Raw genomic sequence first — 18,623 nt, forward strand, 5'->3', positions numbered from 1 at the left:
CCCGCTCGTTGAAAAAAACGAACTACTAATCCCCCCGCTCCGCATCGTTAAAAGCGACTTCAAGAAAGGTGGACCGTTCCACAAAGTTACTGCAAAAACTCACCCTGATCCTGTCCCTTTCGACCGATATTTTCATTACTCACTCGCTGATTTCTGGTCACCAGAGGAGCAAGCATTCGTCCCCGTAACAAGAGAAAATGAGTGGATGCCAAAGGAAGGACGGATCCTTAAGTACATAATCCACGATTCCAACCCAACGCAAGGTGGGAGGGTTGATGAGGCTCCAGACGGTACTTACTTTATGACCGATGTCGTCGGTGACTATCGTGAAATCGAATATGCTCTTGAAGATGCACTCGCCTACTACGGATTGATCGATACCCCGCGACCCGCACGCCCCGACCTCACAGAAAGCCAGGAACACGACACGATGCCCACCAACGCACAACAAGAAGACCAACCACTCTTCCACCTCGCAGAACTCGACGGTATGACCACCCTGTTCGCAGCTATGGACACCCTGCCCAAGGAAGCAGTCGGCGTCATAGAACAAGCAGGGCACACACCCAACGGCTACTTCCTCGACAACCTCGCTAAGTACCTACTCCGACAAGAAGACGTCACAACCGACGGCATTGAGTTCGACAGTGACGCAGGCATGTTCAGCCTCATCGGCACCACCGAAACCCTGGAGCCACTCCACACCCAACTCACTGATCTGTTCAACAACACCAACGATCTGCAACAAACCCTCAACCAAGCTAAAGCAGCAGGAACAGACTTCGACGACTAACAGAAAAGCTTTTGTCCTGACTGACTAGAAGCCAGTCAGCCAGCTGGAATGGTGCTGCGTATCTTTTACCGCTACACCTACGACAGACTCGGCCAACGCGTAGCCAAAAGCCACCGACACAGTCGAAAGCCAGGACACCCAAACCCTCTACGGCACACGCACATGGTCTGGCCGGCGTACCGGCCCGTTGTTGTTTGCCGGCCAGTACGAAGATGTTGAATCCGGGTGAGCGTACAACCGCTTCCGCTACTACAACCCCACCCTTGGCGCCTACAACGCCCAAGACCCACTCGGGCTCGCCCCACGCCTGGCCTCGGCCCAGGGGTATGTCGACCACGCAGCACACTGGGTCGATGTGCTCGGGTTGCATGGCGGAGGTCATGCTGCGAAAGCGGAAAAGCTCTAGAAAATATTGCAAGGGATCAAGAAGCCCTTCGAACTGTGCACTCTACGGCAGCTCGCGGGCAAAACTCTGCGATGCTAGTAGACACTGATGGAAATAGGTACTTTGCTCATGGCGCATCTACAGACATTCCTTCAAACCTTTCGCCTACAGATATCGGATTGCGAGACAGCGACACTTTCGTTCAGGGCGGATCCATCCCAGGTTGTGAGCAAGTTCTTTCCAGAAATGGAATCATGACCGTAAGTCCCCAACTGGACACTGCATACCCAGTCCGATTCACGCAAGATGGACTAAACATGATTAGAAATGGAATGAGATAAGTTGAATTCATCCGGATCTGAACTCCTACCCGTACGACCAATCCAATGGGTATTAACAGACCTGATCGACAGTGAAAATAACACTCAGAGCTTTTCAAACCCATTTGAAAATGCTCTACCGAACTGGGTATTCGAACTGCAAGCTCACCAATATGCCGACCCAACTACCGCTCTTCATGAACTAGTTCCTTTCCTAGCAGAGCCTATCCAAACCGCCCTGATCAACCACCTTGATATTTCACCAATCGATACCGTTTTTCGCTACTCGGCCGCCCTTCACATACTTCATTCGCATGACTTCCCCGCCATCGACAAAAAAATCATCCAGAAGTTCATAGGAACAGCATGTCAATCTCTAAAGGACGCAGGCGCCGAACTCAAAACCTTCACAGAAACAAACCTAGCTGGCGACTATCTTGGGGTTTGCACGGGTAAAGGAATCCAGGGACTAGCCCCGATAGCTCCTGACGATCTGTTGAAGCAGACCGAGCAACTTTCACGGCAATATCCGGAGGGACAAGTCTTCCGATTCGGAGAAAGCCCCGCCATAGGCCTTATCCTCACAAACCAAGGACAGACCTATTACTACCCGCTAACTCCCGAACATTGGTTCGCAATTGGATGTGCGGCTACAGGCAACTACACACCTCACGGTTCATCCACAGGTCGTTTACTCCATTCTCGACAATACTTTCCCTTCGTAGGCGCCTTAGCGAAAGACAAAGCCAGTAGGAATGAGACTGAATCCGGATTATCGTGGTGGAAGATTCCAAGACTCACTCCAATTGATATGCCCTTTGTTACTGACATGTGCTTCTGGGGCGAGGAGGAGAACTAGTGAAAACGTTTGAAATTCTCACTTCCAGTCTTGCAGAGTGCCTGAACTCTGCAATTGATCAGCTGCTTGTCGTTCCAAAGTTTGCAGCTAACTACAATGATGATTCCCTGTTGGGGTGGCTACGCCAAGACGTTGGAAAGCTTGAATCTGCCACATATGTTTCGGATGCTCTGGAGCAGCTGGTCAGCACCTTCTTTGTTCCCTATTGCCTAGACCAAAGAGCTCACCCTGGAACTCTGCTCATCGTCATGTGGAGAGAGCTCTGTGTCGGTTCGCTGAAGGCAGAGAAGCTGTCAGGGTCTTTCGTCGAACAACAAATCAGCAGTGAGATTTATTCGATTGCAAGTTCTCTAATAGCAGATCAATCGTCAGCGAATGGCAACACAACAATAGAGACACCAGGTGGATCTGCCAACCTCGAATACTTCCGTACTGATCACGGCTGGGACTACACCGTCACAAGTAAGGAGGGAATCGTTTATGGTTTTCCCGAACAGCTGTGTATTGCTACTCAAGAGGTTCCCTGTGGGCTATTTGCCCAGCAAGTGTCCATTTATGACATGTTGATTGAGCCCCGGGAGTATCAGCTTCAACCGTATGAAGAGTTTGGTGCACTGCACTTGGGGAATGGCCAATTGTGGTGGCCTAATCGCAGCGAATCCTAAGCTTTATGGGATATGGCCAACAGGACAAGTGTTCTCAGCGTCGTGACATCACCTCATAAATCAAAATCTGAAAGTTGCTGAGGCAAGAAGCCAAAACGGGCAATTGACTGAAATGGCCTGAGGCATGTTCCCAGGCTTTGCCCTAAATCTTATTATTTGTATGCCCGGGTGTGTCACCTGGCAGATGCACCACAGGAACTGATTAACACCACTACCGGAGCCGTAGAAAGGCACACCAACCAAACCTTGTATGGCACACGCATGTGGGCGGGTCGGTGTACCAGCCCGTTGTTGTTTGCCGGTCTGTATGAGGATGCGGAATCCGGGTGGGCGTACAACCGCTTCCGCTACTACAGTCCCACCCTGGGTGCCTATAACGCCCAAGACCCACCCGGGCTTGCCCCACGTTTAGCCTCGGCACAGGGGTATGTCGACCACGCAGCACACTGGGTCGATGTGCTCGGGCTCATGGCTCACAAAGCCACCCGCGGTATGCACCCTAGCGCCCCGCACCCAATTTATGATGGTCACAGGGTAAATGGTGAGTTCATGGGCCAGTCTTCGCTGACCAGAGATGGTATGTCTGCGCACGCTGAATATTCTGAAACCATGAGGCCTCTAGGTTACGAAACCAATAGGTCATTGCCGAATAGCAACCAACGTCCAGATGCCTTCAGGATAAATGAAGAAAATATTGTTACTGAAGTCCGTGAACAGAAGCCTGACACTCCAACAGGACGCCGCGCTGGTGCAGCACATCTACAGAAATACGAGACTACCGCTAACCAGAACAACGCAAGAGTCTCCGAAGCTACTGGTAAGCCAGCCCCAACAGTTTCAAGCTATGCTGACTTCTATACGGGTGAAAACGGGAACTTTATATTTAAGCTCGGAGAATAAAAACAGAAGTTCGTAGAACCAGGAGGACATATGGAGCCATTCACATTTTCGGACTTTCGTTCAGGAATTGTGGAATCAGCCGTCTCGTGGCATCGCGTCGGCAGAAAAATGATGTGGGTTTATCAACCGGACGAAGTTATCTTCTTGCTTAAGCTAATCCAACCTAAAGCGATGAAGTACTTTGACATTCAACTGTTTTATGGGCATAGAGACTGGATTCAAGATGGTAATTATGAAGCTATCTCTTGCGGCGCACAAGCTCCATACCGAGCACTCACTCGCAAGAGTGATCTCAAACTGTCCGTGACATATCCAGGCATAGAGGAAAACTTTCACGGAGCCCTATTCGACAGTCTTCTCAACTCCGATACCATCACACGAAACAGTCGCGAAAAGTTTCCCGACATGATGAATCTAGAACTTCGCAAAAAGGATTGGACTCAGTTTTTTGAAGTGCTTCGTCAACGACTTCAACCACTTCACACACTTAACGACATTGAGAACGAATTCGACGGGAACCTCAACAGCGAATTTTGGGACCGTATGAAGCAACGAGTTACCAATTTCCCTGATTGCGAGCCTTGCTAATGCCAAACGAAAACATCTTACTACATATCTCGAACAGTTTCGTTAGAAGTGGAGAAGCTTTTCACACCGTCCTCAACGCTAGCGAGAGACCCATTCAAAATAGCTCGGTTGAATTATTTCAGCTCCAAAACACTATTAATGATCAATTGAACAAGGCTTCATTGCCCATTTCAGAACCAATTGGCGACAATTGCTTAGTCATTACCGCCAGCGAACCTGAAGTGCCATGGATCCTTCACCACATAACGCGATTTGCGTTAGAAACGTCTGCACTTATGGTCTTAGAAAATTCGCGTATCGTTTGGCTTTTCGGGGATGAATCTATAGATTTTATAACCAAGGTATCCCATTACGGTTTTGTTTTCGAATGCCCCTGTGTAAGCATTTCCGGGATCCCACAATGGGTTTATGAAATTACACAGCGCACAACAGTTGCTCCAGGTCGGCCAAGTAAGATTCAAAATCAGGATTTCTTGGTGGTCAAGAAGGAAGACCGTACAGAAACCTTTATTCAAACTGTTTTCGATCCTGTCATTAGAAGCTACCGGGTAGAAATGCGGCTAGGTGATGAAGAGCATCACTATTGGCGCGAAGAAACGGCTCAACAAGCTGTAGTCCAGAGATTCATCACGTGGATATCCAGCGAGTCACATTCAACTGAAGGATGGCACAAGTTGGAGTTCCCGCAAGCATAGACTGAACCACGCCCCCTAGAGGTATTGAGATGCTCCAGGTCGTGTTCCTAGGCATCCGCATCAACTTCCATTCATTCGTAGGTCGGATTTTTCCCAAAGCCCTGACTCACCCTCAGCTGGCGTGCAGTAGCCCAGACTTTGGTGAAACCGAGTCTCGCTCCACCAATTGACCCATTCAAACGTCGCGACCTCCAGGTCAACAACTGAAACGGAAGAGTATCGCATGCCCGATATCACGTTGAACAACAAAGACATTGTCGAGTCGAAATACATGAAAAATATTTCCGCAGGAGACCACTCATGGGACGGAACCGCCATGGACTCACAAACCAAAGACGATATGCGCTAAGACATAGGATGCACCAATACCAACACTCCAGAAAGGATCCCCATGACTATTGTTAACCCCTACGAAAAAGTTCCGAACGTAAGTGAAAAAGCCAGCAACCTTATCCGCCAAGCGATACCAGACTTTTCCGGCATTGACTACCACTGGAATCTTACGATCAAAAAGAACTCGACCTTAAAACAACGCAAGAAAGCCATCGAGCTTCTCAGGCCGTATGCCACAGATACTTTTTCCGACCCAGCTACAAGAAAATATTTCGCAATCGCTGTCACCTTAGGTGCAAAAGATCTTGATGTAACCCCTATTGTCGACGAACTTGAGCAGTACCAGAACACGACCGACCCGACAGCACTAGAAATGATTGGACGAGATCATAGCCACATGATGGACGTCGTAGCCCCCACGAACTTTGAGCAATTCAACCGATACTTACGCCTCGAAGGCGAAGCACTGATGGAAGGGCAAACCTTGTTCCTCCGTGGCGCGATCAAAACCAAGGCCTTCCGCATGGCCCCAGAATTCCAATGGCTGAAAACCTCACGCTTTGCCAAGCACCCAGAATCTGTCTATGCAATGACCTTCATGGGCAAACCTGACCGAGTCAAATGGGTCAGAGAAGAAGCCCTTGCCGCGGAAGCAGCTCTCAAAGAACACTAGAAAAACCACCACACGCCGCCAAAACCACAGCCCCACGTGAGACCTGCCCAAGCACGCTAACCAGCCGCGACTCGGCGTCTAAGATTTAATTCCAAACCAACCCCCCTACCGGCAGCGTAAACGGCGAATGAGCCCACAGGCCCAAGGGATGCCACTAGTGCACCCAAGAACCACAAAGCCAGGTTTCATACTCGGCCTCTGTACAAAGCTCCGCCGACCATAAGGCCTACTGAGACATTACGGTCGACGAGAGAAAACCACTCGGAATACTACGGGGCAAGGAGAGACGAGCAACATCCAATTGAACGATATGGAATACGAAGGCCAACCGGTGCTACGACCAATGTAGGTAATCTTGAAAACAAGATTAATTAAATGAGCCCTAGACACGAGTTCTATGAAAGAGCCACATCTTTCGGACGTAACTGGACAAACATCAATGCACCAGAGATTCGATGAGGAAACCTAGATGCTAAAATTCTCTTTAGACAGCCCTAAAGGCAGCCGCCCTAAAGCTGGACAACTCTACCTGATGAAAACCACCCTCGGTTACATCCCTGTTGGCGTCACCTCCACCGAAGCATTCTTCGGCGCGGCTGCAATGGTCCACCCTTATCGCGCGCTCATCAGCGACCCATCCGATACATCATGGTTTCCGCTCGTCGAAAAGAACGAACTACTTATTCCACCAATTCAGATCGCCAAGAGTGACTTCAGAAAAGGCGGACCTTTTCAAAGAATCCCAGCGAAAAGCCATCCTAATACCATCCCTTTTGACAACTACTTCTACTACACACTCGCGATCTTCTGGTCACCAGAGGAGCAAGCTTTCGTCCCTATAACAAGAGAAAATGAGTGGGTTCCGAAGGAAAGACGGATCATCAACTACGAGATCCACGACACAAATCCGCCACAAGGCGGCACCACGGACGAGGCCCCAGAAGGCACCTACTTTATGACCACTGTCCTAGGCGGCTATCGCGAGATCGAATACGCCCTTGAAGACGCCCTTACCTACTACGGACTAATAGATACCCCGCGCCCCGCACACCCCGACTTCACTGAAAGCCAGGAACACGACACGATGCCAACCAACACGCAACAGGAAGACCAACCACTCTTCCACCTCGCAGAAATCGACGGCGTGACCACCCTGTTTGCCGCTATGGACACCATGCCCAAGGAAGCAGTCGGCGTCATAGAACAAGCAGGACACACGCCCAACGGCTACTTCCTCGACAGCCTCGCTAGGTACCTACTCCGACAAGCAAACGTCACGACCGACGGCATTGAGTTCGACAGTGACGCAGGCATGTTCAGCCTCATCGGCACCGCTGACACCCTGGAGCCACTCCACACCCAACTCACTGATCTGTTCAACAACACCAACGGCCTGCAACAAACCCTCAACCAAGCTAAAGCAGCAGGAACAGACTTCGACGACTAACACACAAGCTGTTGTCCTGACACACTAAAAACCAACCGGCCGGCCGGAATGGTGCTGCGTATCACTACCGCTACGATGACCACGGCCGTGTCACCGCCCAAGTCGGCACCGGTGGTATGTTCCCGAACATCCTCTACTGGGGCGACTACGTACCTGTCGAGCGTCAACCAACTTGCCAAATACAAGGAACATGCCGAGTCTTTCAACCGACAAAATGGAGCTAAGCTTGGCCGCAGCACTGTGCCAGATGTAATAGCCACCGCCGATTGGTATACTCCCTAAAAATGGACTTCAAAGACTTCAAAAAAACACTAACCGAAGCCGCTAATTCCCACTTCTCCCGCATTGGACGGAAAATGCTGTGGACATACGAAACCGGTGAATTAGCTTTCTTGATTCAGTTTGAAAAAGATTCCGAGCGCCCGACCTACGGAATAAGAATTTTCTATAGCCACCAAGATTGGATTACTAGAGAACGGACACAGCTACTCTGCGGAGCGGGAATAGGAATCAGACAACTGGTAGAAAAAGATCAGTTAAACCTTCAAATTGATTACCCCGGTACACACGAAAATTTCTACTCGATCTTTTTCAACAGCTACCTTGGAAATACTGACCATGAAGTTCAAACTTTGATTGGTAACCCGGAGCTCAAATACCTTGAGAAAAGACGTACTGATTTCGACGAGTTTTTCACAGCGCTCAAGGCCAGTTTTGACAACGCATCAAACCTACAGACGATAGCCGCAAGAGCAGGAGTCACGGTTCCAGATTTTTGGACAAAGGTCGCGCAGCGAATGGAGGACTGCCAGCAATGAGCGCTGAACGAATTATCATCAACCTTCCACCCGCATCAGTCGCCCCATACGAGGTATACGACTACGTGAGCTTTGCCAGCCAGCAAGAAGTACATGCCTCGCCGCAGACGCTTCAGCTCCAGCAGCACCTCACGAAGATATTGGCTCCGCACGACCTTCCCGTAGAACTGGTTGGGGATAACTGTATAGGCATTAGTGACTACGACGAGCATATCCCCCAGATACTTCAGTTTATCAGCCCGTTGCTGTCTCGATACCCTACTCTTACGATCCTTGAATTCTCAGAATTTGTTTGGACCTTTGGCGACGAAAATACCAACTTCTCGACGGAAACATCGGAATACAGCGCCCCGTGGGCAAGTCTGCGCGGTCTACCGTCCTGGATTGATTTAATTACCACCAACGCTTGCACAATGGCTGAACTGAACTTAGGAAACGATCCGCGGGACTTCCTGATCATCACCGACGCCACCAAACACCAGCATTACATGCAGTGCTACTACAGCCCCGTCGACCGCACCTACCGGGTTGAGATCCGCCTTGGCGATGCCCAGCACCATTACTGGCACATGACCCCCGAAACTAGCACCGTCATCCACGAACTCACCACTTGGATAACCACCGGTACCCATTCAACACACGGATGGCAGAAGCTAAACATCACCTAAAAGCCACAAGCACTGTCAAGCCACCGACGGGGTCATCGACTACCACAACACACTGCCGGTCAAAGTCGGCCGGACAACCTACACCTACGACGCTGCAGGCCGTATCACCCGCACAGTAACCAAACGCCTGGGCAAAAAACCACTAGTCCATCACTTCTACTACGCCACCGGTGAACAACCCATCGGCTTTACCTCAAGTGATGCTCCCGGTGTTGGCTACCGCTACACCTACGATGGTCTCGGCCGACGCGTAGCCAAAGACACCATCAACACCACCACCGGAGAAGTTACCCACCGTGACGTGTTCACCCACACCGGCAACCAACTCGCAGCCGTCACCACCACCGTCGACACCACCGATCCAGCACGTGTGGGTGAAGGCTACGTGTGGACCACTGATCCTGCCACTGGTGACACACACGGCCAGATCACACTAACCAGTGGCACCACCCAGACTCCGGCTAACCCTGCCGCCACCTGGTCCCAGGTGAAGTGTCCCGGGTTTTGTTCCTAGGCTTGTGCCTTGATTTCCATTATTTCTCGACTGGGGTGGTGTTCCCAAAATTCGGTTTCGACTTCAGCCGGCGTGCGGTAGCCCAGGCTCTGGTGGAGCCTTGACTCGTTCCACCAATTCACCCACTCGAACGTCGCGATTTCCACGTCGACGACATCGGCCCACGTTCGCCTATGAATCAGCTCATTCTTGTAGGAGCCGTTGACGTTCTCAGCCAAAGCATTGTCATAGGAGTCGCCCACCGTCCCAGTGGACGCTGCGATACCGTGCTCAGCCAAGCGCTCGTTGTAGACGATGCTCACATATTGTGAGCCGTGGTCTGAATGGTGAATCAAGCCCGTTGTTTCCTTAGCGCACACGATTGCCTGGTTCAACGCCTGCAGCGGCAAGGCTTCGGTGCGCATCGAATCGGACAGCGCCCATCCGACGATCCTCCGGGAGAATACATCGGTCACGAACGCGGTGTACACAAAGCCTTTTCGGGTGCGCACGTAGGTAATGTCCGCCACCCACAGCCGATTAGGGCCAGGGGCCTTAAACTCACGTTTTACCAAGTCAGGGCGATGATCCGGACCCTTGGGTTTGCGCGTTGTGATTGGTGCCCCACCTTTGCCCTTGCCGGACAGTCCAACACTGCGCATCAGCCGGGCTGTTTGCTCGCGTCCAATGTCAATGCCCTGGCGGCGCAGCACGCGCCACATTTTGCGAATCCCGTAGACACCGTAGTTTTGTTTATGAACTTCGGTAATGCGCTCTACTAGGGCAGCGTCGCGAAAAGCGCGGGAGCTTAAGCCCCGGGCCTTGGATTGGCGGTATCCACGCGAGCTAAGAAAACCGCCTTCGCGATGCGTATTTAACGTCTGGCAGATGAACTCGACTGAGAAACGATTCCGATGCTCATCGATGAATCGGATCATTTCCGACGTTTTGGGTCGAGTTCGGATGCGAAAAAAGCTGAGGCGGCTTTCAACAACTCATTGGTGTCCCGCAGCTCTTGATTCTCTCGACGCAACCGTGCGTTTTCTGCAGCAAGGTCCTCGGGCATTGATTCCACAACACGTCCTTCGCGACGAGCGGCCTGCGTCCATTGCCTCGCCGTGTGCCACGAGACGCCCAGCTTTGGGGCTACTGCCTGGCACGCGGCTTGCATCGACATATTTTCCGCCAAGATGCGGTCTTCCACGAGACGGACCACACGGTCCTTGGCATCCTGGTCAAATTTTCTTGGCATATTCCAGATTTTCCCATCTACTCAAACGGAACAAAACCTGGGACACTTCAAGGCGCGGGTTGATGCGACGTTCTACGCCCTGGTGTGCGACCTAGCCGGAGCACCACAGGAACTGATCAACACCACCACCGGTATCGTCGAGGGACACACCACCCAAACCTTGTACGGCACACGCACATGGGCGGGTCGGTGCACCAGCCCGTTGTTGTTTGCAGGTCAGTACGAGGATGCGGAATCAGGGTGGGCGTACAACCGCTTCCGCTACTACAACCCCACCTTGGGTGCCTATAACGCCCAAGACCCACTCGGACTCGCCCCACGACTTGCCTCGGCACAAGGGTATGTCGACCACGCAGCACACTGGGTAGACGTACTCGGGCTGATGGCACACCGCCGCATTGGAAGCTGGGCCTCACACGATGCCCTCGGAAAGAAAGTCTTCAAAAGTGATTCAGGCTATTTGTTCCACCCAAACCACGTTCACCGAGGTGAAACTAACGTGGAACGAATGGCCAGAGTTCTAGCACCAAAGGGACGTGATGGTAAAACTCTTCACATCTTCAACGGGTTAAAATCTAGTGAGTTTCCAAAGGACGTAACTCCGGTGGACCGTAATGCATTCAACTCCTGGAAAAGACAGTACTGGCAAGAAGGGACTTTAGACTTCCTATGATTAATCTGAATGATTTCGCAAGCTTCGACGACAGTTATGTATTTGGCGAAGGCAGCACTCTACAAGAGATTCAGGAAGGCTTTGCATCTTGCCCTGAATGGTTGCCAGAAGACTTCAAACAGCTATTCACCCAATGCGATCGATGGACCTTAGTCGGAGTCGAAATGTTTCCCCCCTATCAGTCCCCTACTCTCCTGATCAACGCGCAATTACCCTCAACGCCGAATTCCACGAAGACTATCCAGGCCACGAGGAACTATTTGCCGTGGGAGAAATAGGAGATGACAGCTACCTTGTCCTCCAACACCTCGACGATGAAATTGTGTGCGGCTATTTCCATACTGGTGACGAAGAATGGTTCGGAAATAAATATCCGAGCCTAACTGAGTGGGCATACGCCTGCCTCGAAGCCAACGGAGAGCCAAGTGTCTAAGCCACGGCAAAAGCTCCAAGGAGTCCAACGCAACCAATCATTTGATGATGACTTAATCCAGGGGATGTCCTTTGAGGCTGTAACTCTTGAACAATGCTCATTTGTTCGAACCGAATTCGATCACTGTTCTGGATCATATCTTTCGTTCAAGGATTGCACTATTCGGAACCCGAGCTTTCGTTCTTGTGGCGATTGGGACCACATCAGCCTCATCAACACCACTGTCGAAAAGATCGAAGAACCACTAGATGTCTCGATGTTTTCCAGAATTGAAGGCAGCACACTTAGCGACATCATAATCAACGGAAGACGACAAAAAGACCACACACCACTTGCGCTTATAAACAGCACTATCTCAGGGAGATTAGCTAACTTCACGATCGCAGAGAACCAATCACAGAATCAACTTCTTGGATGTGACCTCCGCGACTGCGCTGCCTACAACGTCCGTTTCCTAGGCATCCCAGTAGACCGGTGCCAGCTACCCAACAGCGTTCATTCCCTCGTCCTCACCAATTGGTCAGACCTAGCAGACGAGGTCTTTTCCAAAGCAACGTTCACCTTTAAGAGCCCAGTTTCAACCAAGGCAGAGAAGACCGCTGCGTCGATAGTCATGGACGAGATCCAACTAGATGCTGGAACATTTCACTCCACACATGGAACACAAAGACTTGGCGCAGAGAAACTCAATCTTACTCGCGATAGAGGAGCCAGATTGGTCAGTGAACTACTCGACACCACAGTGCCGGTCGAGATTGCGAATGCAATTCGTGCAATTTACGCGCCTCGGCTCTAAATCCTACGGAAGCGAACTCTAGCGCGGTGTATTTGAGGCCCACAATCAGCTTCGTCGCAGTATATATAAGGGCAACCACCGCGGAAGCTTTTCGAATCAATTCTTAGCCATTTGCGAAAAGTATTCACCTAACGATACACGTCGGCATTACCAAACACCCTCGACTACGAGCCATGCAGCATGCGTTGAGTCACCCGCTCGCTCGACCCCGAGACCAAATGACAGTACTAAATGAAGATATGGCTCTAGGAAAATACGAGGCAAGAGGAGTCGAACAACACCTAATTGAAAAACTGGGAATGCAAAAGCCCACGGGAGCCACGACTAAGGTAGGTAACCTAGAAAATAAGATAAATAGTATGAGCCCAAAACATGAGTTCTATGACAAAGCAACGGCTTTTGGCAAGGACTGGGTAGACCAATTCGCTAGCGAGGTACGTTAAGAACATGGCGCTAAAACTGGTATTCGACGCTCCCAAAGGTAGCCGCCCGAAGGCTGGACAGCTCTACCTGATGAAAACCACCCTCGGATACATCCCCGTTGGTGCGACCTCCACCGAAGCATTCTTCGGCGCCGCTGTGATGATTCATCCCTACCGAGCGATCGTATCTGACCCCAAAGACACCACCTGGTACCCACTCATCGAAAAGAACGAACTCTTGATCCCGCCACTGAGAATCAGAAAACAGGATTTCAAAAAGGGAGGCTGCTTCACTCCGATTCGCGACAAAGCAGCTCCTGTGCCCATCCCCTTCGATCGCTACTTTTACTACCAATTGTCCATGCCTTGGTCCCCAGCCGAACAAGCGTTCGTTCCAGCTGCTGCAACATTGCCAGAAGATCGGCTAGGCACTTTCGTTCCCAAGGACGAAAGAATCATAAAATTCACCATTCACGACACGAACCCACCTCAAGGTGGCATCGTCGATGAAGCACCGGTGGGCACTTACTTTATGCCAGCGGGCCTCCTCATGGATCTTCACATCGAGTTTGCCCTTGAAGACGCACTCGCCTACTACGGACTGATCGACACCCCGCGCCCCGCACACCCCGACTTCACCGACAACCAGGAACACGACACAATGCCAACCAACACACAGCAGGAAGACCAACCACTCTTCCACCTCGCAGAAATCGACAGTATGACTACCCTGTTTGCCGCCATGGACACCATGCCGGAAGAAGCAGTTGGCGTCATAGAACAAGCAGGACACACACCCAACGGCTACTTCCTCGACAACCTCGCTAAGTACCTACTCCGACAAGCAAACGTCACCACCGACGGCATTGAGTTCGACAGCGAAGCAGGCATGTTCAGCCTCATCGGCACCACCGAAACCCTCCAACCACTCCACACCCAACTCACAGACCTGTTCAACAACACCAACAATCTGCAACAAACCCTCAACCAAGCTACAGCGGCAGGAACAGACTTCGACGACTAACACAGAAGCTTTTGTCCTGACACACTAGAAACCAGCCAGCCGGCTGGAATGGTGCTGCGTATCTTTTACCGCTGCACCTACGACAGTCTCGGCCGACGCGTAGACAAAAGGCACCATCAACCCCCACCACCGACACTGTCGAGAGCCGGGACACTCAAACCCTCTACGGCACACGCACATGGTCTTGCCGGCGTACCAGCTCGTTGTTGTTTGCCAGCCAGTACGAAGATGTTGAATCCGGGTGGGCGTACAACCGCTTCCGCTACTACAACCCCACCCTGGGTGCCTACAACGCCCAGGACCCACTCGGACTTGCCCCACGACTCGCCTCAGCCCAGGGGTATGTCGACCACGCAGCATACTGGGTGGATGTGCTCGGGTTGGCAAGCCACGTAGTCTCTTCAGATGAACTACGAATCGCTGGGGTTCCCGAAGCAGAAATTCCACTCGTACGCGACTGGCTCAATGGCGTACCCACTCCCGATGCTGGGAAAGCCGGAGCAACGCCGTCGCTCTGGAACAGCTCAGACGCTGCCTTTTACACGTATGAAAATCCGATTACTGGACCAACTGCCTACTCTGGCATTACAAATGATCTTGCATCTCGAGCAAACAACCATGCAGATCGATTCAATGCACTAGGCGTTGAATCAAGAATGCATCCTGCATCAGTAGATGCCTCAAAGCTACGCAATGGCGCAGATTCCTTTAACAGACGACAGTGCCGTGCCTTTGAACAGCTCAGCATTGAGCACAATGGGCTTCACAATCTTTCTAATGCTCGAAATGAAATAGGTACCTCTTCTACGAACCGTCAACGGATTAAAAGTGGAGCCCTAACTTGGGCTCAGTATATGGTAGACAACGATGCCATAATCTCTGATGCCTTTTAGGACGCGAGCCATGTCATACCTCTTAGAATCTGCCCCTCAGAACAAAGCAATCCCTGTTAAAGCTCCCATAACTCTCTACCTATACCTAGAAAGGGAGAGACTTTCTGTCTTGCGACATCAGCATGAGTATTTAAAGCAACCTTGCTCCCTAATTTCTATTCCTAAGACAAAACAAAATTTAAAGGCTTTGGGTATACAGAAAGCCAAGCATGAAACTGACCAAGCACAAAATTGGATTATCCCTCCATTCAAGATAAACAACACTGTGTTTTCCACAGGGTCAGCATTTACCTACTTCCCAAACGAGTCAACAGACAAGATCGATGAACTTTCAAACTCGACGGTAGAGCTGGCTGAAGATGAGCAATTTCGACCTGACCTGGGACTTTTCATCCCGTCAATTCTTCATTCAAGCATTCCCGAAAACTGCCCGCCTAAGAAAATCGATAAAAATGATTGGACCCTAAAAAAATGGATTGGTGGTCAATCCTATGAACAGGCAAGATCTAACGAGAGAAACTTAATTGCCGTACCATGGGACATCGTTGGCCTAAGCCAGCTTGACCTCTGGCTTGAGCAATATAGATGCTGGGAGCTCAACCTTCCCATTCCCAAAATCCCCCGTCCAATAAAGAGTTTGAAACTAGCCTCAGCAAGCCCAAATCAAACCCCTCAGGGACTCACTATTCAACATCAAGCCATCGACGAATCTCATGGAGCTTTGGAAGGAGAACATGAACTTCGTCTTGAAATAGTCGAAGGATCAAAAATTGACAGAATCATCGCGAAGCATGGCTTCATCGCGAATGGGTTCTTCCTTGACGGCATTTTCAAGCTTATTTCAGAAGATGAATCCGGCCCTCTTGCATGGAAAAGCTCCCCAGATGGTCAAGGAACCTCATTCATCAGTGATCAGAAGACTATCAGCAGCTTGCTACGGCTCGCAATCGTAAAGCTTTGCAATTTAAACGAGTTGGCATCAATCTTGAAATACGCTAAATCCGTGGGATTTGAACCGGAAGTTTAATAATTAATTCAAGAGTGATTTTCGCGAATTAATAATACATAGACTTCTTATTTTAGTTTTTCTTATTACCCTCCCGAGACGTTCGAAGCGTTCATTCTGAGAAACTTTTTCAACATTCGATAGCTCTTGGACAGGGTCGGAATTTTAGCAACCCACCCCAACCCAAGCCTTTACGAAATGACGCAAGCTTAGGTTAGGCCCAAGATCTATTCCACCAATATGACCGTTTGACAATGTCATATGCATATCGAAGTACTCAGCCCAAATTCGCGCATGAAAACTTCAGAACCTTTACTAGCATTTGTTTATCTATCTAGGGGTCGCAACGCCAAGCGAGGAAGAAATTTCCGTCTTGAGTTTAAATAGATCACAATTATCGGATACTTTGACGACCAGAAGTAAAGCCATTTATCGAAACTCTGTTTGCGGTGATAGATGATAGAATGATTATTATTTCTGTTATTTGCAGGAGCATTTCTCGCGACTTTTCATGTTACACAACCTTCCCCAATGTCCGCTTAAATATCCTGTTCTCATGAAATTGAGACACGAGACAAATCGTTTGGAGTTCTTGGGCTCTTGCGATTATATGGAAAGTCCACCGATCGTGCGAGCATCGACGCATCGTTCCCTTGGTCAGGCAATGCCCTGGTATCAGTAGTCGAGAAGCCTGGTCCTGTTGAGGATGACAACGGAGTTTCCTTTCCCTCACCCTTAGAAGTCAATATTTCCGGTCCATGAGTGTTGAGGTTGGCGCCAAAAGTAGCTCACACGAGCTTCGGATTACGCTAGCGAAAGACTTCTTGCCAAATTCCAACAAACCGACTGAGGCTTTCAAATCCATTTGCCCTTCACGATTGAACGTGGCATCCAATCACCCCTCCAGCAAGCTAACCGGATTCAAACCTTTTAGCCCATTGGGGGGATTCTCTTGGTGATGTCCAATATTCCCTGACATCTTGCAACGCATTGACGCCTCCATGATCGAGATGCACTATCAGTGACACCACTGCTGTTCGCAGGTCAGTATAAGGATTCCGATTAAGGGTGGGCGTACAACCGCTTCCGCTACTACACCCACCATAGGCGGCCACAACGCCCAAGACCCACTCGGACTCGCCTCCGCACAAGGGTACGTCGACCACGCAGCATGCTGGGTCGACGTGCTCGGGCTGGCAGGTAACAACGAAGCACACAATGCCGGAAAAACTGGATCAACTGGGAAGTCAACGGAAAAGAAGTTTTCCAACAAAAGGGAACGCACGTATTTGATCCAGATCAAATGAGAACTAAGCCACTTGAATACCGCAGTGGCCCAAACGACACTGAATGGACAAACGCAGCGGCTACGCGTGAGGAAGGCTACGCACCATTAGACCGAGAACATAACCCTGTCAACCTGCATCATATTGGCCAACAAGATGAATCTACACTGGTAGAACTCCCCCAGAGAAGGCACAATGAGTGTGCTAGGCAATTGCATATATACCACGGCCTCTCAAAGAAGCAATGGCCAAGAGATGTGACGCCTGTGAATCGCCCAGCTTTCGATAAGTGGCAAGATGGCTATTGGAAAACGAGAGGATTGGATTACTAACTAATGCTTACTCCGGAAAACTTTGATGGAAACGAAGGAGTCTTTCTAACACCATATCAGTTCTCTGATGAACAAATAGCTCAAGCTACAGAGGGCTTACCAGAATGGCTTCCGGCTCAGTACAAATGGTTTTTCAAAAATTTTGGCGACTTCAAGACTCCAGGGTTTACACTATACTCCCCACTCTATTCCCCTCAAGAGCTGTATTTTATCAGCACTGGATATCAACGTTTTCAAGAAATCGAACCGCCGCTGACTTCAGATCCAGAGAATTGGATTCCTATCGGACACTACGACGGCTTTTCCTACGCAGTATATCATCGTTTGAATTCAGGTCAGGTTGAGATAGGCTCATACGATTTTGAATCAGGCGTCTATTTCAATGGACCTTTTTCCACGCTTGAGGATTGGATAAACTCATACGCGAAATAGACAAAGATAGCGTTGAAACCCAAGCTATTGAGCCATATTTAACGCTTGTGAAATTTTCCTAAATTCTCACGGTGCATTATCAAACCTTGCATAGCGTCGAACTTAACGAAGTTGGCTTGCATCGGTCGTTCATCCCCTCTACCACGCCGCCAGTGAACAGCCCACCGGCTTTACCTCCTCCGATGAACCAAACACCGGCTACCGCTACACCTACGATGGTTTCGGCCGACGTGTCGCCAAAAGGCACCATCAACACCACCACCGGCGAAGTTATCCACCGTGACGTGTTCACCCACACCGGTAACCAGCTAGCGGCTGTTACCACCACCGATCCGGCACGTGTGGGTGAAGGCTACGTGTGGACTACTGACCCTGCTACTGGCCAGACACACGGCCAGATCGCACTAACCACCAGTGACACCAACGACACTCCGACT

Annotated in this window: 21 protein-coding genes and 1 pseudogene; 21 read left to right on the top strand and 1 reads right to left on the bottom strand. The window is 50.3% G+C overall.

Annotation, left to right across the window (positions count from 1 at the left end):
- Window positions 1-205: 205 nt before the first annotated feature.
- The 12 genes and pseudogenes from ACWXWJ_RS09710 (at window position 206) to ACWXWJ_RS09765 (ending at window position 9,658) form a co-directional block, all read left to right on the top strand.
- Window positions 206-793: a hypothetical protein gene (locus tag ACWXWJ_RS09710; RefSeq protein ID WP_473964269.1), complete on the top strand. Its 588-nt coding sequence runs from the start codon at window positions 206-208 to the stop codon at window positions 791-793.
- A gap of 727 nt (window positions 794-1,520) precedes the next feature.
- A complete protein-coding gene (locus ACWXWJ_RS09715) occupies window positions 1,521-2,357 on the top strand; it encodes a hypothetical protein (RefSeq protein WP_473964270.1) in 837 nt (278 codons plus the stop codon).
- Window positions 2,357-3,022 (top strand): hypothetical protein, encoded by a 666-nt coding sequence (locus ACWXWJ_RS09720; protein WP_473964271.1) that lies wholly within the window; start codon window positions 2,357-2,359, stop codon window positions 3,020-3,022. The genes ACWXWJ_RS09715 and ACWXWJ_RS09720 overlap by 1 nt, the downstream gene beginning before the upstream one ends.
- 168 nt (window positions 3,023-3,190) lie before the next feature.
- Window positions 3,191-3,478, top strand: a pseudogene (locus ACWXWJ_RS09725) (RHS repeat-associated core domain-containing protein); the annotation flags it as partial.
- A gap of 93 nt (window positions 3,479-3,571) precedes the next feature.
- Entirely contained in the window at window positions 3,572-3,922 is a 351-nt protein-coding gene (locus tag ACWXWJ_RS09730) for a hypothetical protein (protein WP_473964289.1), read from the top strand.
- A gap of 30 nt (window positions 3,923-3,952) precedes the next feature.
- Complete coding sequence (locus ACWXWJ_RS09735) at window positions 3,953-4,510, top strand: hypothetical protein (RefSeq protein ID WP_473964272.1); 558 nt, start codon at window positions 3,953-3,955, stop codon at window positions 4,508-4,510.
- Window positions 4,510-5,205 (top strand): hypothetical protein, encoded by a 696-nt coding sequence (locus ACWXWJ_RS09740; RefSeq protein ID WP_473964273.1) that lies wholly within the window; start codon window positions 4,510-4,512, stop codon window positions 5,203-5,205. The genes ACWXWJ_RS09735 and ACWXWJ_RS09740 overlap by 1 nt, the downstream gene beginning before the upstream one ends.
- Window positions 5,206-5,596: 391 nt before the next feature.
- A complete protein-coding gene (locus ACWXWJ_RS09745) occupies window positions 5,597-6,211 on the top strand; it encodes a hypothetical protein (RefSeq protein ID WP_473964274.1) in 615 nt (204 codons plus the stop codon).
- Between the two features lie 469 nt (window positions 6,212-6,680).
- The gene (locus ACWXWJ_RS09750; protein WP_473964275.1) at window positions 6,681-7,658 is read left to right on the top strand and encodes a hypothetical protein; all 978 of its coding nucleotides are present in this window, start codon (window positions 6,681-6,683) and stop codon (window positions 7,656-7,658) included.
- Between the two features lie 284 nt (window positions 7,659-7,942).
- Window positions 7,943-8,476 (top strand): hypothetical protein, encoded by a 534-nt coding sequence (locus ACWXWJ_RS09755; RefSeq protein WP_473964276.1) that lies wholly within the window; start codon window positions 7,943-7,945, stop codon window positions 8,474-8,476.
- Complete coding sequence (locus ACWXWJ_RS09760; RefSeq protein WP_473964277.1) at window positions 8,473-9,144, top strand: hypothetical protein; 672 nt, start codon at window positions 8,473-8,475, stop codon at window positions 9,142-9,144. Before ACWXWJ_RS09755 ends, ACWXWJ_RS09760 begins: the two co-directional genes overlap by 4 nt.
- A gap of 301 nt (window positions 9,145-9,445) precedes the next feature.
- Window positions 9,446-9,658 (top strand): hypothetical protein, encoded by a 213-nt coding sequence (locus ACWXWJ_RS09765; protein WP_473964278.1) that lies wholly within the window; start codon window positions 9,446-9,448, stop codon window positions 9,656-9,658.
- Here the strand turns inward: ACWXWJ_RS09765 and ACWXWJ_RS09770 are convergent.
- Window positions 9,655-10,889 (bottom strand): IS3 family transposase gene (locus ACWXWJ_RS09770; protein ID WP_473964279.1). Its coding sequence is split into 2 segments (ribosomal slippage): window positions 9,655-10,598 and window positions 10,598-10,889, totalling 1,236 coding nucleotides; the frame shifts between segments, so codons are not numbered across the junction. The genes ACWXWJ_RS09765 and ACWXWJ_RS09770 overlap by 4 nt on opposite strands.
- On the opposite strand from ACWXWJ_RS09770, the gene ACWXWJ_RS09775 reads away from it, so the two are divergent.
- The 9 genes from ACWXWJ_RS09775 to ACWXWJ_RS09815 form a co-directional block, all read left to right on the top strand.
- Complete coding sequence (locus tag ACWXWJ_RS09775; protein ID WP_473964280.1) at window positions 10,828-11,562, top strand: RHS repeat-associated core domain-containing protein; 735 nt, start codon at window positions 10,828-10,830, stop codon at window positions 11,560-11,562. The genes ACWXWJ_RS09770 and ACWXWJ_RS09775 overlap by 62 nt on opposite strands.
- On the top strand, window positions 11,559-11,840 hold the full coding sequence (locus tag ACWXWJ_RS09780; RefSeq protein WP_473964281.1) for a hypothetical protein: 282 nt from the start codon (window positions 11,559-11,561) through the stop codon (window positions 11,838-11,840). Before ACWXWJ_RS09775 ends, ACWXWJ_RS09780 begins: the two co-directional genes overlap by 4 nt.
- 147 nt (window positions 11,841-11,987) lie before the next feature.
- On the top strand, window positions 11,988-12,791 hold the full coding sequence (locus ACWXWJ_RS09785; RefSeq protein ID WP_473964282.1) for a hypothetical protein: 804 nt from the start codon (window positions 11,988-11,990) through the stop codon (window positions 12,789-12,791).
- 447 nt (window positions 12,792-13,238) lie between these two features.
- Window positions 13,239-14,237: a hypothetical protein gene (locus ACWXWJ_RS09790; RefSeq protein WP_473964283.1), complete on the top strand. Its 999-nt coding sequence runs from the start codon at window positions 13,239-13,241 to the stop codon at window positions 14,235-14,237.
- 71 nt (window positions 14,238-14,308) lie between these two features.
- Window positions 14,309-15,130 (top strand): RHS repeat-associated core domain-containing protein, encoded by an 822-nt coding sequence (locus tag ACWXWJ_RS09795; RefSeq protein ID WP_473964288.1) that lies wholly within the window; start codon window positions 14,309-14,311, stop codon window positions 15,128-15,130.
- A 10-nt stretch (window positions 15,131-15,140) separates the two neighbouring features.
- Complete coding sequence (locus ACWXWJ_RS09800) at window positions 15,141-16,157, top strand: hypothetical protein (protein ID WP_473964284.1); 1,017 nt, start codon at window positions 15,141-15,143, stop codon at window positions 16,155-16,157.
- A 1,282-nt stretch (window positions 16,158-17,439) separates the two neighbouring features.
- Window positions 17,440-17,754: an HNH/ENDO VII family nuclease gene (locus ACWXWJ_RS09805; RefSeq protein WP_473964285.1), complete on the top strand. Its 315-nt coding sequence runs from the start codon at window positions 17,440-17,442 to the stop codon at window positions 17,752-17,754.
- Between the two features lie 3 nt (window positions 17,755-17,757).
- Entirely contained in the window at window positions 17,758-18,186 is a 429-nt protein-coding gene (locus tag ACWXWJ_RS09810) for an SMI1/KNR4 family protein (RefSeq protein ID WP_473964286.1), read from the top strand.
- Window positions 18,187-18,368: 182 nt separating this feature from the next.
- Window positions 18,369-18,623 (top strand): hypothetical protein (locus ACWXWJ_RS09815; RefSeq protein ID WP_473964287.1); only part of this gene is annotated, 255 nt, incomplete at its 3' end.

The sequence above is a fragment of the Corynebacterium sp. p3-SID1761 genome (assembly GCF_055862885.1).